The 25,494-nt window shown below is 61.4% G+C and carries 10 protein-coding genes; 9 read left to right on the top strand and 1 reads right to left on the bottom strand.

From position 1 onward, the window contains the following. The first annotated feature begins 326 nt into the window (after positions 1–326). From H3S97_RS07775 to H3S97_RS07740, 8 genes are all read left to right on the top strand, one after another. The gene (locus H3S97_RS07775; protein ID WP_198220188.1) at positions 327–1,247 is read left to right on the top strand and encodes an ABC transporter ATP-binding protein; all 921 of its coding nucleotides are present in this window, start codon (positions 327–329) and stop codon (positions 1,245–1,247) included. A gap of 5 nt (positions 1,248–1,252) precedes the next feature. Then, complete coding sequence (locus H3S97_RS07770; RefSeq protein WP_232356380.1) at positions 1,253–2,020, top strand: ABC transporter permease; 768 nt, start codon at positions 1,253–1,255, stop codon at positions 2,018–2,020. A 6-nt stretch (positions 2,021–2,026) separates the two neighbouring features. Then, on the top strand, positions 2,027–2,692 hold the full coding sequence (locus H3S97_RS07765) for a TetR/AcrR family transcriptional regulator (protein WP_198220186.1): 666 nt from the start codon (positions 2,027–2,029) through the stop codon (positions 2,690–2,692). Between the two features lie 515 nt (positions 2,693–3,207). Then, positions 3,208–6,738, top strand: a complete 3,531-nt coding sequence (locus tag H3S97_RS07760; protein ID WP_198220185.1) for an RCC1 domain-containing protein — start codon at positions 3,208–3,210, stop codon at positions 6,736–6,738. Positions 6,739–7,202: 464 nt separating this feature from the next. Continuing rightward, complete coding sequence (locus H3S97_RS07755) at positions 7,203–10,880, top strand: RCC1 domain-containing protein (protein ID WP_332468277.1); 3,678 nt, start codon at positions 7,203–7,205, stop codon at positions 10,878–10,880. Positions 10,881–11,221: 341 nt separating this feature from the next. Further along, positions 11,222–14,860: an RCC1 domain-containing protein gene (locus tag H3S97_RS07750; protein ID WP_198220183.1), complete on the top strand. Its 3,639-nt coding sequence runs from the start codon at positions 11,222–11,224 to the stop codon at positions 14,858–14,860. A 375-nt stretch (positions 14,861–15,235) separates the two neighbouring features. Next, a complete protein-coding gene (locus H3S97_RS07745; RefSeq protein WP_198220182.1) occupies positions 15,236–18,673 on the top strand; it encodes an RCC1 domain-containing protein in 3,438 nt (1,145 codons plus the stop codon). Between the two features lie 237 nt (positions 18,674–18,910). Next, positions 18,911–21,334: a beta-L-arabinofuranosidase domain-containing protein gene (locus H3S97_RS07740; RefSeq protein ID WP_198220181.1), complete on the top strand. Its 2,424-nt coding sequence runs from the start codon at positions 18,911–18,913 to the stop codon at positions 21,332–21,334. Positions 21,335–21,339: 5 nt separating this feature from the next. Here the strand turns inward: H3S97_RS07740 and H3S97_RS07735 are convergent, their stop codons facing one another. Beyond that, positions 21,340–22,368 carry a LacI family DNA-binding transcriptional regulator gene (locus tag H3S97_RS07735; RefSeq protein ID WP_198220180.1) on the bottom strand — a complete coding sequence of 343 codons (1,029 nt, stop codon included), beginning with the start codon at positions 22,366–22,368 and terminating at the stop codon, positions 21,340–21,342. Between the two features lie 417 nt (positions 22,369–22,785). Here H3S97_RS07735 and H3S97_RS07730 point away from each other — a divergent pair. Next, positions 22,786–25,494, top strand: a 2,709-nt coding sequence (locus H3S97_RS07730) for an RCC1 domain-containing protein (RefSeq protein WP_198220179.1), incomplete at its 3' end; no start/stop codon positions are given.

The following is a 25,494-nucleotide window of genomic DNA, read 5'->3' as shown; positions in this document are numbered from 1 at the left end:
CCGACCTATTAACAACCACCCAACACGCTTACAGCCACAAGGCCAAACCCCCAACATAAACAACGCGTTTAGTTCCTATAGCCCCAACACTGCTAACGAAAATCATAGTACTTGCAAGTCAATGCAAGGCGTATATCCCCGCCAAGCCACATCAGAATATCCGAAAGCTGACGCAGACCACAATGCGGCCCATGAAAACCTTGGCGAGACCAGGTTGTTAACAATGTTATTATAGTTTACATCGTTAATCACTAATGATCGTCAGGAGGTACATCTTGCAACCCGTAAAAAACAATTCGGGGGAATACGCCCTGTCCTGTTGCCAGGTGCGCAAATCATACGGGAGCAGGCAGGTGATCAAGGGTGTGGATCTTCAGGTCAGGCGCGGCAGCATCTTGGGTCTGCTGGGTAGGAATGGAGCAGGCAAGTCAACCCTGATCTCGGCCTTGACCGGGCTGGGCGAGCCGGACTCAGGCCACATCTCAGTAGAGGGGCACAACCCCTATCGAACCCCCTCACGCATCTTCGGCCGGATCATCGGACTTGCGCCACAGGACCTGGGAATCTATCCCCACCTCAGCGTCCGGGACAACCTGTGTGGCATGGCCGGCCTGCAAGGGCTGAACACCAAGCAATGCAGCAAAAGGGCCGACGAACTGATAGAGCTCATGGGATTGGGATCCCAGTCAGGAACAGCAGCCGAGAATCTATCGGGAGGACAAAAGCGCCGCCTCCACACTGCCATGGCCATGGTCCACAATCCCCCGGTGCTCTTCCTGGACGAGCCGACGGTCGGAGCGGATGTAGAGGCCCGCGCCAGAATACTGGACATGGTCAAGGCCATGAGCCGGCAGGGCACCACCATCATCTACACCACCCACTACCTCAAAGAATTGGAAGAGATGGGCGCGGACCTGGCCTTCCTGATCGACGGGCGGATCAAGGTCCAGGGCTCCCTGCAGGAGGTGCTCCACAAATACGCCAGGGCATCCCTGCGTATTAGCTTCGTCGGTCAGGCCCCAGGCCAGATCCCCGGATGGCAGATGACAGACGGCTTCCTGGAGCCCGACCACCCAGTGTCCAGTCCGGAGCAGGAGCTGGCCCGCCTCCTGCAGAAGCCGGTCATGAAAGAGGCCCGTCTGTCGTCAGTCACCATCGTCCAGCCTGACATCGAGTCGGCCTACATGGCAGTCATGGGTGTATCCTCAAGCAATCCTGCCGGGTCACCAGCATGGGAAGACAGGTGAGCGCCATGCATTTCAACGGTTACCTGGCAGCCTTCCGCCTGAATTTCAAAATCGAGTTGCGGAGCATCTGGCTGCAGGCGGTCATCGTGGCCATTCCCCTGATCATCATCCCCTTCATGCTGCCCTCCTACCGTGACTCCCTGCGGGCCCAGGGGCATCTGGGCGCGAACGGATCAGAGCAGGCGCTTCCGGGGTTCGCCATCCTTTTCGCCATGTTTTCCCTGCAGCTGGTCCTCCAACTCTTCTTTCAGGAGCATGAATGGCACACCTGGGACAGGATGCGGGTGTCGGCGGTCTCCCTCTTCGACCTGGTCATGGCCAAACTGAGCGTGTCCTTCATGGTGCAGGTGGTCCAGGTCGCTCTAGTCATGCTGATCGGGACGGCGCTCTACCACTATCGGCCCAATGGATCAGTCCTGGCCCTGGCCGCGGTCTGCCTGCTCATTTCGATTGTGCTGACCCTCTTCGGCCTGCTGCTCTACATCTTCTCGTCCTCGCAAAACATAGCCATGTCCTTCAACAACATTCTTGGCATGCTCCTGGCTGGCATGGGCGGAGCCCTCAGTCCTGTCTCCGGATTCCCGGACTGGGCACAGAAGCTGGCCAAGGGCAGTCCCGTCTACTGGGCCATGGATGCCGTAGGAAAAATCAATTTCGACCATGCCGGAATGGCGGATGTATGGCCTGACCTGCGTATCCTGCTGGCCTTCCTGCTCGCCCTGGCTCTCCTGGCAACGGTACTATTCAAGAGAGGAGTACAGCGGAAGGAGTGAGGAAGCATGGCTGACCCACCCAAGGCACCCGTCAAGACGACGCTGAACCGAGACTACGTTCTGCGTTCCGCCCTCTATTTCGTCGACGAGCACGGACTGGAGGCCCTGAACATCCGCGCCTTGGGCAAGCAAATGGGGGTGTCAGGACCAGCCATCTACCGCCATGTACCCAGCAAGGCCGCCCTGCTTGATGGAATCGTTGAGCTCATCTGGCAGTCAGCCACCAACCTGGACTCCATACCCCAGGACATGGGATGGCGGCAAGCGCTTGAAGATGTCATGCTTCAGGTTCACCGGACGCTGCTTTCGCATCCCCGGGCGCTCCCGCTCATGGCCACGCATCCCATCAACACCGACCAGTCCTTCCACATGGTCAGCACCTGGTTGAACCAGCTGACCGCCCACGGGCTCAAGGTCGATTCCGACACCATCCACCTGCTCAACAGCCTGGCCGGACTGACCCTGGGCAGCGCCATCGCCCAGGCCTCTCCCCCGGTCGGCGGGGTGGGCGGCCAGACCAACACGGATCTGGCCAAAAGACTGGCCGAGGATACCCAAGGATTCGATGATCTGAAAACGCTCTTCGCCTCTAAGGACAATGGAATCAGTGCCCTTATGGAGACCAGCTACCGCAAGGGCCTGCACGCCCTCATCGCCGGATGGCGCACCTGATTAGTGACCAATGGATCGTTCCCAGCCACGCACCCATAACACGCACTCATAAACTTCATGTTCTACTCAGAATTACTTCCCCGACATTCCACCTGAGAGAACCTTATCGGCACGTAGTATAGTTGAAAGACGCAAGGCTTCCTGCTTGTACCCTCGCACAGAGGGATGGGGATATACGCTACGTCATGGAAGCCTCCAAGGGTATTTCAACCGGTAGGGGCCGGTGGGTCAGCCTTTGGGGAAGGGGATCATGCTTAATAGGTGTCAGCATCAGCACATCTCGATCAGACCGGCCGCAGCCGTCAGTCTTCTGCTATCTTTCGTCCTGCCTCTAGGCCTCCTCGCCGGCACCAGCGCCGATGCCAGCACCACCGCCAGCGAGCCTGCTGTGGCCAGCGCGAGCGCGCCAGCCATAGCAGGAGGCACAGGGGGGGGGGGGTCGGCAGACCCCTGGCGTAGCTGAGCAAAATTCCGGCATTTCCCCCAGCAAGGCAACGCCGACAACCGTACCTTCGATGCCCCAGCCACCACTGGCCACACCATCGCCTTTACACACATCGTCGCCCCTAGAGCCAATTCAACCTACAGCATCCGCTGCGCCAAGCACGAACGTCGAAAATCTCCAGACCCGCTCAACCACTCAGCACACCATCAGGTTCACTGATACAGAGGGCGGAACCACCACACCTGATCAGACCGTCGATGAAGGCGCCCAAGCGCAGAGGCCTGCCGACCCAGCCCGACCCGATTATTCGTTTGATGGCTGGTTCATCAGCGGCACATTGACCGCATACGACTTCAGCCAGCCCGTCACCGGCGACGTGACTCTGGAAGCCCGTTGGACCAAAAACGGTGATGTCTGGGACCTCTCACCCACCCAAGGCCCCACAGCTGGCAACACTCTTATCACGCTTACTGCACCTCCTGCTCGGACCATCCGCTTCAGCCAGTTCAGTGCAGGATACCAATACTCAGTGGCAGTGGGATCAGACGGCAGCATCTACCACTGGGGAGAAATGTATGGCTCCGACTACAACTGGCAGCCAAGCAGGGAGGACACCCCAGCCGGACTTCGTTTCATCCAGGTCAGTGCAGGTTACGATCACTCCCTGGCCCTTGATTCGGATGGGAACCTGTACAGCTGGGGCAGCAGCAGTTATGGTCAGCTTGGGCGTGGCACAGGCACCACGCCAGCCGACACTCCGGGAAAGGTGGACGCCCCTGCAGGAGTTCGTTTCACCCAGGTCAGCGCAGGAAAGTACCACTCAGAAGCATTAGCCTCGGACGGCAGCATCTACAGCTGGGGATACAACAGCGACGGCGAACTGGGACGCGAGACCATCACCACGCCGAGCACCAGGCCAGGCAAAGTGGACGCCCCGACCGGAATCCGTTTCACCCGGATCACCTCCGGATATGACTACTGCATGGCTTTCGACACTGATGGGAACTTATACAGCTGGGGAGGCAATGGTCATGGTCAGCTAGGCCGCGACACCAGCACCACGCCGGCCGACAGTCCGGGAAAAGTGGATCCTCCTGCTGCCGGAGTCCGCTACACGCAGGTAATTGCCAAAGGCATGCACTGCCTGGCCTTGGATTCGAATGGGGTGCTCTACAGCTGGGGATACAACAATTTCAGCCAGCTGGGACGAAACACCGGCAGCGCAAGGATCAACCCGCGAGGCAAGGTCAACGTGCCCACAAAGACACGCATAATCCAAATCAGTGCGGGAGACTGGAACGGCTTCGCCTTGGACGACCAAGGGATCCTATACACGTGGGGAAACAACAGCCATGCGCAACTGGCAAGGCCATATTGGAATACGACAGATCCCCAGCCAACTAAAATCGACCCGCCAGCGAAGAACGTCAACTACACCCAGGTTATCGGAGGCGGCGATCATGCTGTGGCAATCGGCTCCGACGGCAACCTCTACAGCTGGGGACGCAACTCCAACGGCCAACTGGGACGAGACACCAAGAAACGGGATTCCTATCAGCCAGGTACGATTCCCCTGACCAACCATGCCGCGATCACCAGCATCGAATTCGGCGGGACACCGGGCACAGGGCTGGCCGCCAACGCGGACGGCACCTGGAGCGTCACCACTCCGCCGCACAGCAAGGGATGGGTGAATGTCACCATCTCCTGGAGCATGAACGGGCCGCAGCCGGACGCATACCTGTCCTACACATACACCGGGCCCAAATACAAGGTAGGATTCACATCCACGGACGCTGCCTGTCCGACGCCTTCAGGCATGCCGGCAGACCGGTCCGTCATAGAGGGCGGGCAGGTCAAGCGCCCTTATCCGGATCCAAAAGCAGACGGTTGTCTGTTCGATGGCTGGTTCCTCAAGGACGCCAAAGGTGATTCCAATGTGGCTTATGACTTCAGCCAGCCGGTCACCGGTGACATCACGCTGGTCGCCCACTGGAGCCCAGCCGACACCGGCGGGTGGTCGATCAACCCGGCCAAGGGCAGCTCCCTGGGAGGCCAGCAGGCGACCATCACACCGCCCAAGATAAGCCGAGGCATCCGCTTCAACCAGGTCAGCGCCGGCGGCTATCAGGCCGGAGACTTCCGCGGATTCTCCGTGGGCGTGGCCAGCGACGGGAACGCCTACGCCTGGGGTAGCAACCAGCAGGGCCAGCTCGGCCAGGGCACCACCAGCAGCACCCCGCAGAAAACGCCGGTCAAGGTCCCCCTGCCCGACGGCGTGCCAGCCGGTTTCACCTACACGCAGGCCGTGGCAGGCGGCTACCACGTGTTGGCCGTCGGCAGCGACGACATCGTCTACAGCTGGGGGGCCAACGACCACGGGCAGCTGGGCGACGGCACCACCACAGACCATTCCAAGCCGCAACCCGTCAAAGGCGAGTATGGACAGCCCTTCAAAGCCGTCCAGGTGAGCGCCGGCGCCTACGACTCGGCTGCTATCGACCAGGAGGGGCGTGTTTACACCTGGGGTAGCGAAAACAACAACTACACCGCATACAGCAGGTCCAAACCGACACCGACACTGGCCAAGGACCCCAATGGCTCAAGCCAGGGACTGCACGCGGCCCAGGTCAGCCTCGGATGGAGCTTCATCATGGCCATGGACACGGACGGCAGCCTCTACAGCTGGGGATACGACAACTACGGGCAGCTTGGCAACGGCACGGCCACAGGAGAGTACAGCACCACGTACGCCGCCGATCCGGCACCCGTGCCCGACCCCGGGAACACCAGCAGGACCTTCAAAGCCACACAGATCAGCGCAGGAGCCAACCACGCCCTGGCCATCAGCCATGACGACGCCGCCTGGGCATGGGGTTACAACGACCACGGACAGCTGGGCGACGGCACGAAAACCAGCAGACCCTCCCCCAGGCGGGTGCCAAGCCCCACAGGCTCCAGCCAGGGATTGCAGGCCGCATGGATCAGCGCCGGCGTGCATCACTCCCTGGCCGTCGACCAGAACGGCACGGCCTGGGCCTGGGGATGGAACACCGACGGTCAACTCGGCAACGGGGGCACCAGCGACCAGCCAAAGCCCACGCGCGTATCGCCGCCCGCCGGCCAAGGCAAGGCCGGCAGCGGGCTCGCAGCAGCGCGCGCCAGCGCAGGACGAAACCACTCCCTGGCCATTGGCCAGGACGGTAACGCCTACGCCTGGGGCGACAACGCATACGGCCAACTTGGCGACGGGGGCACGACTCAGAGCAGCACCCCAGCCCTGATCACCTTCAACCCGGAGCTGCTGATCACCGGCGTCAGCTTCGACCAGACAGTGATCGATGCCCTCCGGCAGAACGCTGACGGTTCCGTCACCCTGGCCACCCCCGCCCATAATCCAGGACAGGCCGATGTGATTGTGGATTGGACACTTGGCGGTACCAGCCAGACCCAGGCGCACCTGGCTTATACCTACGAAGGCATGCTGCCTCGCGCAGGCAGCAGCGGGACCATGATCCTGCTGGCCGCTGGAATACTTGCCGCCGCTGGTGCCATCGCAGCCGGACGCCACCAGCGGGAAGCACGCAGCCCGCAAGCCTGAAGACTTCACACGAGTAAGCAGCCAGGCCATACCCCAAGGTGGCCCGGTCAAACAGGGTGGCCCCGCAGACCCCAACTCAGCGGAGCCACCTACCCCCCCCTTATCTCATTCCCCTGTCACATCAACCCCAGCAGCAAAAGGGAAACAACGCAATATAGACACCAACAAGGCAGCGGCTGACACCGGCACTTCCGCCGAATTCCAGTCCCGCAGTCAATGTGTGTAGAGCGTGGTAGCATCATGAGATAGAAGCCGGGACCGTTCCCGGCATGCAGCTCGTTTTCTTGGGATTTTTATCAACGGGCCGTTGATTTTGAGGAAGGGGATCGCACCCATCATGCGTCATCGTCGGAAAAAGCAGATTCGGTCATCCACTGTTGCTGGCCTTCTGCTCGCGATTATCCTGCCTACCAGCCTTCTGACTGGCCTTGCTGCCACTGCCGAGCCGGTCACGAACGATTCCAGTGCAGCCAGCGCGAGCGCGCAGACTGCTCTGGAAGGCACCGGGGGGGGGGGGTCGACCGACCGCTCGGGTAGATAAGCAAAACCCCGGCACTTCCTCCAGCACCATAATCTCGCAGAGCCCGTCAACAAAACCCGCGACACCTTCTTCACCTACAGCAACCCCAAACACCTCAGCAACACCATCAACGCCTTCCACTGCCCCAGACACATCGGAATCGCCGTCGGCTACTACCGCATCCCAGAATCCCACCAAGCCGACTCCCTCTTCCGACTCCTCCCCTGCTCCTACGGCCACCCCGTCTGACAGTGATTCCAATAATGCTGACAAGGCAGACGAAAGCAACGGAAACTCGGTCCAGCCACGCTTGGCCACAACATACACAGTAACTTTTGACAGCACAATAGGTTCGTCAACACAAAAGTCAACGCTCAGCCGTGGAAGCAGGGTGGTACGTCCCCCAGACCCCTACTGCAAAGGCTATTCCTTTGTCGGCTGGTTCATTGGGGATGTCGCCTATGACTTTACCCAGCCCGTCACCGAAAACCTCACGCTGACAGCCCGCTGGGTCAAGGGTCTCAATTCCTGGAGTCTCAGCCCCAACCATGGTCCTGCCACCGGCAACACGACAGCAACCCTGACCCCGCCGGCCATAGGAGATATTCGCTTCAGCCAGTTCAGCGCAGGAAAAGACTTTTCACTAGCCCTTGACTCGCTCGGAGTGCTATACAGCTGGGGCAACAACAGCGAGGGGCAGTTGGGACGCACACCCACCGCCGGCGAACCTGCCGATCGGCCTGGACGAGTAGACGTTCCAGGTGGCACCCGCTTCATCCAGGTCAGCGCAGGAGACGAATTTGTTGTGGCCATCGATATCAGTAACCATCTATACAGCTGGGGAAGCAATGAAAAAGGCCAGTCAGGACTAGGTCTCGTCCACTCATCAAGTCCCGTGCCAAATCAGGTGGTCCCATCTACAAATTCCTCCAAAAGCTTTGTTCAAGTCAGCGCAGGACCAAACTATGCGCTGGCCACATGCTCGGACGGAACTGTGTACAGCTGGGGAGACAACAGCAGCGGCCAGCTGGGACGCGAAACCGACGAACTCCATGGTGACTCGTCGACTTATGGGCACGCGTACCCGAACCCAATACCGCTTCCAAAAGGCGTAAAGTTCACCCAGGTGTCCGCGGGCGGCACGGCTTCCTTTGCACTCGCCTCTGATGGCAGCGTCTACAGCTGGGGAGACAACAGCAACAGCCAGCTGGGACGCACCCCCACCGCCAGCGAACCTGCCAATCAGCCATACAAGATGAATACTGCGGACGGTTTGAGCTTCACCCAGGTCAGCGCAGGATACCGCCACACACTGGCTGTTGATTCAGATGGCAATGCATACAACTGGGGGTATGGCAGCACCAGCCAGCCCAGCAAGGTAGCCCTGCCCGACGGCATCAAAACAAGGCAGGTCGGCGCGGGATACGACTACTCTCTGGCGACCGGTTCCGACGGCAACATCTACAGCTGGGGAGACAACAGCAGCGGCCAGCTGGGACGAGATACGGGTGGTGAAACCACAAACCAGCCGGACAAAGCGAACATGCCCGACGGCATCACCTATACTCAATTCAGTGCGGGGTACAGGCACATCCTGGCTATGTGCTCGGACGGCTACCTCTACGACTGGGGAGACGACAGCAGCGGCCAGCTGGGTGCCGGGAACACCAGCAGTGTGCCAGTTACCACACCAAACAAGGCCGACTTCCCACAAGCATTCAAATTCATCAGCGCCAAGCTGGATGGAACCCCGATTACCGACTTGACCAAGAACCAGAACGGCACCTTGAGTTTCCGCACCCCAGCGCACGAAAAGGGCCGGGTGGACTTAACAGTCGCATGGATCAGGAACGGCCATCAGCCCGATGCACACCTGCCCTACAAGTATGATGGTTCCACGTACACAGTCACTTTCGACGGTGCAGGCGGTACACCAACACCAGATGCCCAGCGGGTCATGGATGGCGATCAGGCCGTCCGGCCCAACAAGGATCCGGCCAAGGACGGCTATCTGTTCGACGGCTGGTTCCTCAAAGACTCCAGGGGCGACTCCAATATAGCCTACGACTTCAATCAGCCCGTCACCGGCGACATCACCTTGGTCGCCCACTTCAGTCCCGTCTCGCACTGGGCCATCGACAAGAAGGAAGGACCGCAAACCGGCAGCCAGAGCGTCAAACTCACCCCGCCGCAAGGCCCACGTGGAATCCGCTTCTCTTGGATCCAAGCGGGACAGGATTTTTCCCTGGCTCTCGGTTCAGACGGTAACCTTTACAGTTGGGGAACAAATTATAATTACCAACTTGGACACACCCCCTCAGATAAGCCAGTCGTGGTGGAAACTCCCGCCGGAGTCCGCTATACCCAGGCCGCTGCAGGACAAAAGTTCGCCTTGGCCCTTGGCTCAGACGGCTATGTATATACCTGGGGAAGCAACGATTGTGAACAGCTGGGACGCAACACCTTCGCCAACAATCGCAATCCCCCAGACAAAGTGGCACCGCCTGCGGGAATCCACTACACTCGAGTCTACGCGGGCGATAGCTTCGCCTTGGCATTAGGCTCCGATGGCAATCTCTACGCCTGGGGAGACGATAGGGAGGGCGCACTAGGGCAAGGCAGGTCAGGATTAAAGAGCAGAGACCCTCTTAGAATCGCTGCACCTGAAGGCATCACATTCACCCAGGTTTTCACAGGTCCATTCAGCAAGCATGTCCTCGCCCTGGGCTCGGACGGCAACCTCTACAGCTGGGGATACAACAATTCGTTCCAACTGGGCCGCCAACGTAGTACGACAACTGACCTATATGACCCTCTGCCCTACAAAGTAAAGGCCCCAACCGGCGTCACATTTACGCAAGCCAGCACGGGCCTGAACTTCTCGCTGGCTCTCGGCTCCGACAATAATCTCTACAGTTGGGGAGGCAACAACAAAAATCAGTTGGGAAACACGGAACTGATTTCTGCGACCCCTTCCAGGGTCGTCATGCCGTCAGGTGTTCATTTCACCCGGTTTGTGGCGGGAAGTTACTTTGCCCTCGCCACAGGATCGGACGGCAACCTCTACAGTTGGGGATACAACGATTGCGGACAACTTGGACGCACCACCAGCGGCAAATCCGACTATCTGCCCACCAAAGTGGACGCTCCAGCCGGCATCACCCTCATCCAGCCTCAGGCAGGAGGCAACCACTCTTCAGCCATAGGATCGGACGGCAACACCTACAGCTGGGGAAAGAACGACCAAGGTATGCTGGGACGCGACATCAGCGGTGACCATGATCCGCATCCAGGCAAGATCATTTTCCCTGGAGTCGGCATTCCCAAACTCGTTCAGTTCGGCAATACGAGCGGAATTTATCCGACAGCCAACAATGACGACACTTGGAATGTGACTACGCCGCCTTACACACCAGGGCCGGTTACGGTAACCATCAACTGGACGCTGAACGGGGTTACGCAACTCCCTGACACCAGCAACACCTACCTGTACACCTCCATCAGCGTCCTGCCTCGGGCCGGCGGCACCGGCATATTCCTGCCCCTCGCCGTTGGTCTGCTCATCATCACAGCAACCATGGCAGCGCGACGCCTGAGAAAGGCCGGAAGCCTGAATCAGTAGACTTCGCACGAGTAAGCAGGCCCGGATTACGTCTATCCCCAAATTATGACGATCCTGGCCCTACAGGGTGGCCCCGCAATCCCCCAACACAGCGGAGCCACCCTTCTTTATTCACCCGGGTGTTGCTCCCACTCTTGCCCGTCCGCGCGTGATAGACTGCGATACAGCTGTCGGGATGGTCCCCGGCACACGTCTCGTGAAGCGACTTGGGGATTTTCATCATCGAGCCACCTGTTTGGGGAAAGGGGTTCGCAGCCATCATGCACCATAGGGATGCTTCTGCCCGGCCATGCATTGCCGCGAGCCTTCTGCTTGCCATCATCCTGCCCGCATGTCTGATCATGGGCAGCCTCGCCACAGCCGACACCGACACCGACACCGACACAAGCCAGCCAACGCTGCAGGCCACGCCGACTACACCCCAGTCCCCATTGACACCAACACCCTCGCCACTGAACACCACACCATCGCCACTGAACACCACACCCGAACACGATCAAACACCTGACAGCCGCCCCCAAGCACGCTCAACAAGGCACACCGTCACTTTCGACAGCGCCGACGGCAGCAGCATCGACCCTCAAAACGTCGATGACGGCGCACTGGCCAGCCGGCCCGCCAAGGACCCGACCCGGGACGGCTACCTGTTCGACGGCTGGTTCACCGGCAATCTTGCCTACGACTTCACCCAACCCGTCACTGCAGACCTCACTCTGACCGCCCACTGGACCAAGGGAACCAGTGCCTGGAGCCTCTCCCCCACCTCCGGGTCAGCCGCCGGAGGCGACAAGATTACCCTGGTCCCACCCGCCAAACCCGGCGTACGATTCAGCCACATCAGCTCGGGTCTATGGCACACCTTGGCGACGGGCTCGGACGGCAACCTCTACAGCTGGGGACAAAACAAAGCAAGTCTGGGACGCGACACCAATGAGACACCAGCCACCGCAGCGAGCAAGGCGCCAGAAGGCACCCCAGGCCTGGTCACCCCGCCGACCGGCGTCCACTTCACCCAGACCAGCGCAGGAATGAGCCTTTCCCTGGCCATGGGCTCGGACGGCAACCTCTACAGCTGGGGACTAAACGATAACGGGCAGCTGGGACGCAGCACCACCATCACGCCAGCTGACAGACCGGGCCTGGTCACCCCGCCGACCGGCGTCCACTTCACCCAGTTCACCGCCGGATACTCGCAATCCCTGGCCATCGGCTCGGACGGCAACCTCTACAGCTGGGGAGACAACAGCCGAGGCCAGTTGGGACGCGACACGGGATCAGCGACCTACGACGCCACGCCAGGCAGAGTGTCAATGCCGACAGGCATCACCTGCACCCAGATCAGCGGGGGAACCTTCTATTCCCTGGCTCTGGGCTCGGACGGCAACATTTACAGCTGGGGAGACAACACTCAGGGCGAACTCGGACGCAACACCAACAGCGAACAGCCAGGAACCCTGCCGAACAAAGTGATCCTGCCGAAAGGCGTTACGAAATACACCGCGATTGCCGCACAGGGATGGTGTTCTCTGGCCATGGGCTCAGACGGCAACCTCTACAGCTGGGGTTACAACAGCTACGGCCAGATGGGACGAGATACCGACACACCAACACAAAACATCGATCCAGGCAAAGTGACGCTGCCCATAGGCGTCACGAGATTCACCCAGTTCGGCGCAGGAAACCAACACACCCTGGCCGTAGGCTCGGACGGCAACCTCTACAGCTGGGGGAGCAACAAATTCGGCCAGCTGGGGCGTGATGCCAACAGCTTGAGAAATGTCACACCGGGCAAAGTATCCCTGCCGGCAGGCATCAGCTGCATCCAGATCAACGCAGAAAATACCTCCTCCCTGATCCTAGGCTCGGACGGCAACCTCTACAGCTGGGGAGACAACAGCCGAAGCCAGTTGGGACGCACGACCACTGGTCGTTCTGACGCCCTCCCCGGCACAGTCACATTCCCCGAGGATCTCAGACCCGTCAGCGTCAGCTTCGGCGGGACGCCCGGCACCAACCTCATCACCGAGTCGAACGGCACCTGGAGCGTCATTACGCCCCAGCATGCAGCAGGCAAGACCGATGTCACCATCATCTGGGGCATGAACGGCCAGCAGCCCGACGCCCACCTGACCTACCAATACGTGAACACCTACCATGTCACTTTCTCTTCCGACAGTGACTCCCCTACAGCACCCTCGGGCATGCCCGGACCCCAGTCCGTCACCGAAGGCAGGCAGGCCACACGCCCGATCGCAGACCCGACCAAAGACGGCTTCCTGTTCGACGGCTGGTTCCTCAAGGACTCAAAAGGCGAATCCAAGGTGGCTTATGACTTCAGCCAGCCCGTCACCAGCAGCATCACCCTGGTCGCCCATTGGAGCCCTGCAGACAGCAGCAGCTGGGCAATCAGCCCCAATAATGGCGATGCCCAGGGCGGCCAGCAGGTGACCATCACCCCGCCCAAAACCAGCCGGGGCATCCGCTTCAACCAGATAAGCGCCAGCGATAATTTTGCCGGTTTTTCTGTAGGGGTGACAAGCGATGGGAATGCCTACGCCTGGGGCGGCAACGACTACGGGCAGCTGGGCCAGGATCCGAGTACGACGGCCACACAGTACGCGCCGACCAAGGTCCCCCTGCCTGACGGCGCAGCTACCGGGTTCACCTACACGCAGGTCGCCGCAGGCGGAACCCACGTGCTGGCCATCGGCTCCGACCAGACCGTCTACAGCTGGGGACACAATCAATATGGCCAGCTTGGCGACGGCAGCAGGCAAGACCACTCCAAGCCACAGCCCGTCAAGGGCCCAGACGGACAACCCTTCAAGGCCACCCAGGTGACCGCCGGATTCACCGACTCGGCAGCAATCGACCTGAATGGGCGCGTCTACGTCTGGGGCAGCGAAACCACCAACAGCCAGGACACCTATAGCGCGCCCAAACTGACGCCGGCCCTGGCCAAGGATCCGAGCGGCTCCGACAATGGGCTGAAGGCGGTCCAGGTAAGCGCAAGATACAGCTTCCTCATGGCCCTGGACGCCGACGGCAACGTATACACCTGGGGATACAACAACCACGGACAGCTCGGCAACGGCCAAAGCACAGGAAAATACAGCACCGCATATGCTGCCGACCCAGCTCCCGTGCCCGATCCCAAGAACGCCAGCAAGACCTTTAAGGCCAGGATGATCAGCAGCGGTGAAGTCCACGCACTGGCCATCGGTCAGGACGGCACAGCCTGGGCATGGGGAATGAACGCGGATGGCCAGATCGGCGATGGCACGCTGACCGACCGGTCCACACCCACGCAGGTAAAAAACCCTGCCGATGCCAGCCAGGGATTCCAGGCCGTCCAAATCATCGCCGGAGCCACATATTCGCTGGCTATCGACCAGAGCGGCACAGCCTGGGGATGGGGAGAAAACACCTTTGATCAGTTGGGCAGCAACCAGGGCACCTCCGAGCTGCTCGTCCCCTCACAAGTGTCACCCCCAGCGGGCCAGGACAACGCAGGCAAGGGGTTCGCGGTAGCACGAATCAGCGCAGGATCGGCTTCTTCCCTGGCCATCGGTCAGGACGGCGAGAGCTACAGCTGGGGATACAACTACCGTGGGCAACTCGGCACCGGCAGCAACAGCGATACGAAGATCATTACGCCGACGCTGGTGGCGCTATATCCGCCGCAGCTGATTACCGGCGTCAGGTTCGACCAAACGGCAGCCAACAGCCTGCAGCAGAACGCGGACGGGTCGGTCACCCTGACCACGCCAGCCCACAATCCGGGACTGTCTGATGTGATCGTGGACTGGTCCCTGGGGGCCGCCAACCAGACCCCGATCCACCTCAGCTACACCTTCAAAGGCATCCTCCCCCTCACAGGCGAAACGGGAGTACTCCTCCTGCTCGCCTCAGGCCTGCTTGCCGCCGCCGGTGCTCTGGCAGCCGGACGCCACAGGCATGAATTCGCTTCGCTCGAGTAAGCGGTCGGGCCGCATCCCAAGAACGGCCCGGACATGATGGGTGGCTCCGCACCCCCCAACATCATGGAGCCACTCATTTTCATTTTTTATCTCTGCGCCTAGAGGAAAATATCTGCATCCCAACTTGACATAATATTTTTTACTCGTTTTATCCGAGTGTTGCTCCCCGTCAGACCCGAACCTGCATGCTAGCGTTCTTTCTAGCTACCGGGAACGTGCCCGGCAAGCAGCCGATGAAAAAACTTGGGGTTTTCATCATCGGACCGCCTTACCTTGGGAAAGGGGTTTGTAGCGATCATGTGCCATCCGGACGCGTCTTCCCGGTCAGCCATTGTTGTAGACATTTTGAAAGTTATTGTCATCCTTCCAGCCAGCATGATCATCGGCGGCCTCACTGCGGCCGACGCCATCGCGAAACCGATCGGCCCGGCCCAGCCGACCAGACTGGAAGAAACTACAGCAGACCGGCAAACAGACGCATCCGCCGGTACGGCAGCAAGCCGTGCTCAGGCAGGTTCAACTTCGTATCGGGTCGTCTTCGACAGCGCAGACGGCAGCGGCATCGACTCCCAGAACGTCAAGGACGGTGCTTTGGCCAGCCGTCCCGAACAAGACCCGACCAGGGACGGATACCTGTTCGATGGCTGGTTCGCCAAAGACGCCAACGGCGACTCCAAGGTGGCCTACGACTTCACCCAGCCCGTCACCACAGATCTCACCCTGACCGCCCACTGGACCAAGGGCACAAGCGCCTGGAGCCTCTCCCCCGCCTCCGGGAAAACCAAAGGATACGCCAAAATCACCCTGACCCCGCCCACCAAACCAGACATACGCTTCAGCCACATCATCCCGGCAGAAGAAGACGGGTCCCAGGCCATAGCCTCGGACGGCAACCTCTACCGGTGGGGGGACAACAACTACAAGTTGGGAACCCCCGAAGAAGAAAAACGCACACCGAGCCTGGTCAACCCGCCGGCCGGCGTCCGCTTCACCCAGATCAGCGGAGGATCCTCTCATTCCTTGGCCCTGGGATCGGACGGCAACCTCTACAGCTGGGGATACAACAAACAAGGCCAACTGGGACGCGAGACAACCGGCGAATCCAAGAGAGACAATCAGCCGGGGCTGGTCACTCCTCCGGCCGGCGTACACTTCACCCAAGCCTGCGTAGGATCCTGGCATTCCCTTGCATTAGGCTCCGATGGCAACCTCTACAGCTGGGGCGCAAACAGCTACGGGGAGCTGGGACGCGACACGGGTTCAGCCACATATGATGCCAAGCCAGGCAAGGTGAACCTGCCGACAGGCGTCGCGAAAATCACCCAGATCCGCGCAGGGACCTTCTACTCCATGGCTCTGGACTCGGACGGCGACCTCTACAGCTGGGGAGACAATACTTATGACGAGCTGGGACGTTACACCGGCGACCTTGACTTCAAAGACCGCACACCGCGCAAAGTCTCCACCCCGCTTGGCGTCAAGAAATACACGTGGATCGCGATTGGAGAGTGGACATCCCTGGCCATCGGCTCGGATGGCAACCTCTACAGCTGGGGTTGGAACGAATCTGGCCAACTGGGACGCAACACCGGATCAGCAACACAAGACCGCAGACCACGCAAGGTGAACATGCCGGCAGGCGTCAAGAAGTTCACCCAGATCAGTACAGAACGCAGGTACTCCCTGGCCTTGGGCTCGGATGACAACCTCTACAGCTGGGGAAGCAACGATTGCGGCCAGCTGGGTCGCGACACCGGATCAGCCAGATATGAGGCCAAACCCGGCAAGGTGACCATGCCGACGGGCATCGCAAAATTCACCCAGGTCAGCGCCGGCTATTCCCACTCCCTGGCCATCGGCTCGGATGGCAACCTCTACAGCTGGGGATACAACCAGTACGGCGAATTGGGACGCCCCACCAGTGGCAGGTACGACAGCCGCCCCGGCATGGTCGCCTTCCCCGAGGATCCCAAGCCCGATAATGTGAGTTTCGGCGGGACGCCCGGCAGCAACCTCGACGCCAACCCGGACGGCACCTGGAGCGTCACCACGCCCCCACATGACCACGGCAGAGTTGATGTAGTCATCACCTGGAAGATGAACGGTGAGCGTCCAGACGCGCGTCTGTCCTACAGATACCTGGGCAATTACCTTATCGTTTTCGACCCCGACGGTGGCACTGGGTTCGGTTTCCAACCCGTGACCGAGGGAAACCGACTGAAACCCCCCGCCAAGGATCCAACCAAGAATAAACACCTGTTCGACGGCTGGTTCATCGGCGACACAGCCTATGACTTCAGCAGGCCGGTCACCGGCTCGGCGACTCTGACCGCCCACTGGAGCAGTGCCGACAGCAACAGGTGGAAGCTCGACAAGGACAACGGGCCTGAGACCGGTGGCCAAACCGTCACGCTGACCCCGCCACCGGAACGCGGCATCCGGCTCAGCCAAGCCGATGCAGGAGACATCCATTCCGCAGCTGTAGGCTCCGACGGCAGCCTCTACACCTGGGGGAACAACGACAGCCATGGGCAGCTGGGCCGCGACACCGCCGGCAAGCAGGACAGCCACCCGAGCAAGGCGGATACCCCTGCAGGCGTCAACTTCATCCATGTCAGCGCGGGCTACGGATTTTCCGTGGCCCTGGGCTCCGACGGCAGCCTCTACAGCTGGGGAGACAACACCCACGGCGAGCTCGGGCGCACAGTCACCAGCGGCACCCCAGCCAACAGGCCCAACAAGGTTGAGACCCCGGCAGGCATCACCTTCGTCCAGGCGAGCGCAGGAGGATCTCATGCCGTGGCTCTGGGCTCGGACGGCAGCCTCTACACCTGGGGCGACAACGGCACCGGCCGGCTGGGACGTACCGTCACCAGCGGCTCCCCCGCTGACAAACCCGACAAGGCCGACACCCCGGCAGATGTTACTTTCACCAGTGTCAGTGCAGGCCAGGGCCACACGGTGGCCGTGGACACACAAGGCGAGATATACACCTGGGGAGACAACACCCACGGCGAGCTCGGGCGCAACACCGGCAGCACCCCCGCAGACAAGCCCGGCAGAGCCGACACCCCGGCTGGCGTCACCTTCACCCAGGCCAGCGCAGGCGTAAGCCACTCCGTGGCCGTGAGCGACGACGGCAGCCTCTACACCTGGGGCAACACCGGCAGCACCCCCGCAGACAAGCCCGGCAAGGTCGACACCCCGGCTGGCGTCACCTTCACCCAGGCCAGCGCAGGAGGCAAGCATTCCATCGCCTTGGGTTCCGACGGCAGCCTGTACACCTGGGGCGACAGCGGCAAAACCTCGGCAGGCAGGCCCAACAAGGTGGATACCCCGGCAGGGATCACCTTCACCCAGGCCAGCGCAGGTGCATCGTACTGCCTGGCCCTGGGATCTGACGGCAACCTCTACAGCTGGGGGGACAACGCCAAGGGCCAGCTGGGCCGCGACACCGGCGACACCCAGTCCGCCAGTCCAGCCAAGGACAACTTCCCCGAACTAGGCATCCCCACGCATGTCCTGTTCGACAATGTTGAAGCCTCCGACCTGACCAGGAACCCCGATGGCACCTGGACGGTTGCCACGCCGGCGCATATGCCCGGCATATCAACCGTCACCATCGAATGGAGGCTGAACGGAGCAGACCAGACCCCCGACACCAGCAACACGTATCGATACAACTCCATCAGCGTGTTGCCTAGGGCCGGCGGAGGCGGCCTGGTCCCCCTGCTGATCGCCGGGCTGCTCGCCTTCGCATGCGCCGCAGCAGCCAGGCGCCACCGGATGGAAACCCTCACCCGACAACAATAAAGACTTCCCTCGTGTAAGTAGGTCCGGGTTATCACTATCCCCAAACACCCCCGGACCACACGGGTGGCCCTAACTCCCCCAACGCAACGGGGCCACCCATATTCTTCCGCCAGACAACTTTGGCATCGCATGGCAGCCTGCCGGAATGGACAATATATGTAGCGCTACAATTATCATCAGCAATGCCGCCGACTCCGCCATCGCAGGCCTGTCCGAACGGCACCGCAAGGAGGAGCCATGACCGATGCGCGCCATCAATCCCAGTCCATGCAGAACCGTCCCGGGTCGGATCCCCACTTCAACCCGTCGCAGGTCCGTCTGACCCCCGGCAGCGTCTACGCCGATGCACAGCAGGCCGGCGCGGACTACCTGCTGAGCCTGGATCCCGATCGCCTTCTGGCCCCCTACCGGCGCGAGGCAGGCCTAACCGCCACAGCGGATCCATACCCCAACTGGGAGTCCATGGGTCTGGATGGCCACATCGGCGGCCACTACCTTTCCGGACTTGCGGCCTACTGGCAGACTCTGCAAACCTGGCCCTTCCTGGAGCGCGCCACCCGCATGCTGACCGGCCTGCTCGAGTGCCAGGAGGCCTCGGGCGACGGCTTCCTGGGCGGCATGCCTCACAGCGCCGAGCTCTTCCGGAACCTGCGGGAGGGTCACGTGCAGGCCCAGTCCTTCGATCTTCTGGGCTCCTGGGTGCCTCTCTACAACCTGCACAAGCTCTTCGCCGGCCTGTTGGACTGCTGGCAGTCCTTCCAAACCAAGAGCGCCTCCGAAATGGCCCGCGTCATGGTCCTGCGCCTGGCCGGCTGGTGGTGCGACCTGGCAGACAGGATCGACGAACAGGAGTTTCAGACCATGCTGACCTGCGAGTACGGGGGTCTGAACGAGGCCTTCGCCCGCCTTTATCAGCTGACCGGAGAGGACCGCTATCTTCGCCAGGCCCGCCGCCTGACCGACCGTCCCTTCTTCGAGCCGCTGGCCGCCGGCAAGGACCAGCTGACCGGCCTGCACGCCAATACGCAGATACCCAAGGTCCTGGGCTACGAGCGTCTGGCCGAGATCACCGGGGACAAGGCCTTCCGCACAGCCGTGGACACCTTCTGGCATGGTGTGGCGGACAAGCGCACAGTCTCCATCGGGGCCCACTCCATCTCCGAGCATTTCAATCCTCCGGACGACTTCTCGGCCATGGTCACCTCCCGCGAGGGCCTGGAGACCTGCAACAGCTACAACATGGCCAAGCTGGCCCTGCGCCTCTACGACCGCACCGGACAGGCCCGCTATCTGGACTTCTATGAGCGGGTTCTGGTCAACCATCTGGTTTCCACAGTGGGCATCCGCGAGCATGGCTTCGTCTACTTCACCCCCATGCGACCCCGGCACTATAGGGTCTATTCCAGCGCCCAGCGCTCCTTCTGGTGCTGTGTGGGCACCGGCCTGGAAAACCACGCACGCTACGGTGCCATGATTTTCGAGCACCGGCCCGGAAAGAAATCCAGCCAGGAATCCGAGTCCCTGGCGGTCAACCTCTTCATCCCCGCCAGCCTGGACTGGTCCCAGCGCGGGCTGCGGGTCAACCTGGCCTACGCTCCCGGCCCTGGAACCACCAACCTGGGCCATCTGGATCTGGAGGCCAGCGACAAGAGTCAGCAGACCTTGGACCTCTACATACGCCATCCCTGGTGGCTGGAGGATGCCGACTACCGGATCGCGCAAGGCCAGGCGGACATGACCGTCGAGCCGGCGAAGTCCGATCCGGATGGCAGCCCCCGCTTCGACCACCTGCATCTGACCTGGACCGGCCGAATGAGCCTGGAGCTGTGCCATCGGGTCCGGGTGACTGCCGAGCCCCTGCCGGATGGGTCGGACTGGGTCAGCCTGCTGCGCGGCGTCAAGGTCATGGCTGCCCGTAGCGACGATGCCGACCTGATAGGCCTGAAGGCTGACGACTCCCGTGCCGGACACATCGCCTCCGGCCCCCTGCGTCCGTTGGGCGACCTGCCTGTACTCCAGGGAGAACCCCAGGACTTCCTGCTGCCCCACCCCCAGGACGACGGTGCCATAGAGGTGGCCATCTCCAGACCAAAGGACGGAAAACCAGGGTGGACCGATTCACGCCTGCTGCTGGTCCCCTTCACCTCCATCGAGGCCTCCCGATATTCGGTCTACCTGCCCTGGGCGCAGGATGGCGATAAGGACCGTGTTCACCGGGCCCTGGAAGAAATTGATGCACAGGAGCAGGCCCACGAGCTCCAGGTCTGCGACCGGGTGGACTGCGGGTCCCAGCAGTCCGAAATCGACCACGAGTATCAGGGCAGGAATGACCGGCAGGAGCTGATTGAGGGAATCAACACCCGTCACGCCCTGGCCGGAGGCTGCTTCTCGTACCGGCTGCGGGATGCCACCGGCGGCGCGAAAATGCTGGAGGTGGCCATGCGGGACCAGGGCAGCGCCGCGCCCTACTCCCTGCGTACGGAAGGCCTGGAATTGGGCCAGCCCGTAAGAAGCCGCGAAAACGGCAGAATACTGGACCGTTACCCCCTGACCGGTCATGGATTGGACGCCCTGCCCGACCGGGCCGTCAGGGTGCAGATCCTGGCCGGAGCCGAAGGTCCCACCCCTGACCTGCTGACTCTGGCACTGATTCGCAGTTGAAGGGCTCAGGACCGGGCTGTGCTGCCAGCCACCACCAGTGAGAAGGGCAGGACCACCTGCTCGGGCTGATGTCTGCCGGGCGGATCCTTCATCCGAGCCATGAGCAGTCGCAGGCACTCGGCCGCCACCCGGTCCGTGTCTACGCGAATGGTCGTTAGGGCAGGTGTGAGGAAGCGGGACACTTCCAGCCCGTCGAAACCGATCAGGGCCACCTGCCCGGGCACCCGAACCCCATGCTCCCCCAGCGCGTGCAGGGCCCCGATGGCCACCACATCCGTCAGGGCGAAGATCCCGTCAAAATCCCTGCGGCGAGACAGCAGGGCGGCCATGGCCTGGTCAGCGTTGCCCTGGTCCCACTCACAGTCGACCACATCTTCGGGCCCTATGCGGATTCCGTGGCCTTGTGCTGCCTGCATGGCCCCCAAGAGCCGCTGTTCACGCCCCAGGCTGGACCGGGCCAGCTCGTCCGGGGCTTTGTAGGCGGCGCCAAGAACCAGAATCCGCCGGCAACCATGGTCTATCAGATGCCCAACTGCCGCCTGGGCACCCTGGCGGTTAGGACTGCGCACGGTGTCTACTGATCGGTCCAGTCGAGGCCCGTCGAAAACCACCAGGGGATAGCGTCGATTGAGCGCGGCAATGGAATCAGCGGATAGGGCCGGCGCGGACAGGATGGTCCCCTCGCAGAATTGGGTGGCGATGTCTGCCACCATGGATGACTCGTAGCTGGCCATCTGTCGGGTCTGCTGAATCAGGGTCTGATATCCCATGCTGAAGGCCTGATCCGATACCGCCGCCGCCAGGACAGCAGAGAAGGGCGAACGGTCCAGCTCCACCGTGGAGAAGCCGATGATTCCGGATCTGCCCGAGCTGAGCCGCCGGGCCGCCAGATTGGGCCGGTATCCCAGCCGCTGAGCCGCCTCCAGCACACGACGCGCCGTGGAGGGTTTGACCGAGGATTTGCCCCGTAGGGCGTTGGACGCCGTCATCCGCGACACCCCGGCCTCGCCGGCCACATCATCCAGAGTCGTCACTTTTAGCCGTCGCTTCCCTCGCGCCTGATTCGCCAGCCCATTCTATCGCCGGGCAGACAAGGAACTTGAAGCTGAAATACGGGTTGCAATACGATGTTTGCTTGCTTTGTCTTCAGTGAGGCGGTAAACAGAGACGCTGTGCTGGCACGAAGCCCGAGGCTGGCTTGACCTATATGGATCCGATATCACAAACGGCGTCGTGTGTTCTTGTTTTTTCAGGTAGCATGATGAGTGTAGTGGTGTTGGGGAGTTGGCTGGGTTTCGATATGGCTTGTACGCCGGCGTGGGGGCTGGCTTGAGCAGTGGAGAGCTGGACGGCATCCTGACGGATAGGACGTTGTAAGCAGGGATTCATCGGCACGTTTCTGGGGATGTTCGAGGTGACTGTGTCCGGTGCGGGCGAAAGGTTGTCGGCTTATGCATCTGGGTACCCGTCTGCGTCGCGCCTCGGCGACGACGATCCTCCTGCTGGGCCTGCTGACAGGCCTGGCAACGGCATCCGCCAACGCGGACGCTCCCCCATTCATCGAGTGGGGTCGTCAGACCCCCCACACAGCTGAACAAACCCCCGGCATCCCCCCCGGCAGCACAACCGGCACCCCACTGCCCTCACCCTCGCCAATACAAGCCACCACATCATTAAGTCCAACAGCAAGCCCAAACACTCCGTCATCGACGACGGGAACACCCGACAACACAGGATTCACTTCAACCAAGCCGTCCGATACCGCTGATCAAACTTCGCATGTGGTGAACTTCGACCCGGCCGACGGCAACACGCCTACCCAATCAACTGTGAAAACCGGCACCCTCGCCACTCCCCCGCAGCAGAACCCGCAACGTCCCGGCTTCCGGTTCGACGGGTGGACACGTGACGGCCAGCCCTACGACTTCCAGACCCCCATCCTCCAGGACACCACCCTGAAAGCACACTGGTCGAAAACCACGGACTGGACGCTGAGCCCGGAGCACGGGCCCGCCACCGGCACTAGGCTAACCATCAAGCCGCCCAGCCTGCAGGAGCCTTACTATGTCAACGTCCATACCGCAGGAGAGCAGGTTATCGGCCTGACAGGCAACGGCCGCATCCACACCTGGACGCAGGACCACACACCCAAACAGGTTCCTTTCCCCGCCCAGGCTCACGAAGGGTTCCACTACCAGCAGGCCACAGCCGGCAGCCACCTGCAGGCAGCACTCGGATCCGACCAGCACATATACACCTGGGACAACCAGCAGCCCGCGCCTACGCTCTTCGACACCGGACAGGATGTCGGGTTCACCAGCATCAGCATGAACGGAGACCTGCTACTGGCCGTGGACCGGCAGGGCCGAATCCACAGCCACCAGGCCGGCCAAGATCCGAAATCCACTGAGCGGGCCACGTTCAGCCTGCCCGGGCAGGCGCAGGCCGTCGCCGCCGTCGCCTCCGGCATCCAGGCCCTCATCGTGGACGCGGACGGACAAGCCTGGACCTTGGAGACGATCAACACCGGGAAAGCCAAACCAGAACGCATCAAGCAGGACCCGGGCATGCGCATCGTCCAAGTCCAAGCCCTCAACCAGGGATTCCTCCTGCTGGACACAGACGGTCATACCCATCACCTGGCCGACAGCACAACCAGCATCACAGCTTTCATCCTGCCAAAAAGCATGAAAGCCAGCCGGATCACCACCAACGACAGCCAGGCCCTCATCGTGGACAAGGACGGCCATATCTGGGCCTGGAAGCCCGGCGAAACACCCACCAGTGCGAATAAAGAGAACCAACGCTACATGCAAGCGGTTCGCATCGGCAGCAGTATCACCGCCTGGGACAGGCAGGGCGGCATCTACAGGTGGAGCCTGGACGGGCAGGGCCAGCCCGGCCAGCCAGTAAGAATCAACACCATCATAGAATCCACCTTGGAATCAGCCAGCATGGACAGCCAGCCGCTTAAACTCACCAGGAACAACGGCTCATGGCAGGCGGACATGCCCGCACGCAAGCCAGGGCCAGCCGCCATTCTCATCACAGGTAGTCAGGACGGCCAGCCCTTCACCAAGAGCCTGAAGTACACGGTCGACCAGCCGCTGATACGAGGCGCGGAACCAAGATCCACGCTCACGGTCCGATTCAACACGGGCGGAGGAAAACCCGAACCAGCAGACCAGCATTTCCCCACCACCAACGGCAGGGTGAAGCGGCCCTCCCCCGAACCTACGCGCCAAGGCTTCCTGTTCGACGGATGGTTCACCGGCGAGGTAGCCTACGACTTCAGCAAGCCCGTCACTAAGAATCTGACCCTGACCGCCAAGTGGACGCCGGCAAGCCGGAACAGCACGTGGAGCATCAGCCCGGACAAGGGCAGCCAGCTGGGCAGGGAATCCACCACCATCACCCCGCCAGACAGCGCCAGCCGGGGCATCAGGTTCAGCCAAGTCAGCGGATCAAAAAACAATATCTATGCTTTTTCCTTGGCTGTGGGCAGCGACGGCAACGCCTACGCCTGGGGAAACAACAGCAATGGGCAGCTCGGCGACGGGACGGACACCAGGCAGACTACGCCGGTCATGGTGAACAAGCCTGACCGCAACACGTACCCGGACCTGCCAGAGGATTTCACCTACGTACAAATCAGCGCCGGAGGCTATCATTCCCTGGCCCTGGGCAGCGACGGCAACGCCTACGCCTGGGGAAACAACAGCAATGGCCGGCTCGGCGACGGGACGACCACCGAACGGCATACGCCTGTCAGGGTGAACAAGCCTGACCGCAACACGTACCCGGACCTGCCAGAGGATTTCACCTACGTGCAAATCAGCGCCGGAAACGATTATTCCCTGGCCGTGGGCAGCGACGGCAACGCCTACGCCTGGGGTGTCAACGGCTCCGGCCGGCTCGGCGACGGGACGACCACCGAACGGCATACGCCTGTCAGGGTGAACAAGCCTGACCGCAAGGCGTACCCGGACCTACCCAAGGATTTCACCTACGTGCAAATCAGCGCCGGATGGGAGCATTCGCTGGCCGTGGGCAGCGATGGCAACGCCTACGCCTGGGGAAACAACAGCAATGGCCGGCTCGGCGACGGGACGACCACCGAACGGCATACGCCTGTCAGGGTGAACAAGCCTGACCGCAAG

This window comes from Bifidobacterium choladohabitans (genome assembly GCF_016102005.1).
Taxonomy (GTDB): domain Bacteria; phylum Actinomycetota; class Actinomycetes; order Actinomycetales; family Bifidobacteriaceae; genus Bombiscardovia; species Bombiscardovia choladohabitans.
The sequence above is the reverse complement of the archived record's forward strand: the minus strand, read 5'-3'. Positions and strand labels throughout refer to the sequence as shown.

What these genes read in the sequence shown, in the direction of transcription:
- H3S97_RS07770 (WP_232356380.1), top strand. Translation starts at nt 1,253, where the DNA reads ATGCATTTCAACGGTTACCTGGCAGCCTTCCGCCTGAATTTCAAAATC.
- H3S97_RS07765 (WP_198220186.1), top strand. Translation starts at nt 2,027, where the DNA reads ATGGCTGACCCACCCAAGGCACCCGTCAAGACGACGCTGAACCGAGAC.
- H3S97_RS07760 (WP_198220185.1), top strand. Translation starts at nt 3,208, where the DNA reads ATGCCCCAGCCACCACTGGCCACACCATCGCCTTTACACACATCGTCG.
- H3S97_RS07750 (WP_198220183.1), top strand. Translation starts at nt 11,222, where the DNA reads ATGGGCAGCCTCGCCACAGCCGACACCGACACCGACACCGACACAAGC.
- H3S97_RS07745 (WP_198220182.1), top strand. Translation starts at nt 15,236, where the DNA reads ATGATCATCGGCGGCCTCACTGCGGCCGACGCCATCGCGAAACCGATC.
- H3S97_RS07740 (WP_198220181.1), top strand. Translation starts at nt 18,911, where the DNA reads ATGACCGATGCGCGCCATCAATCCCAGTCCATGCAGAACCGTCCCGGG.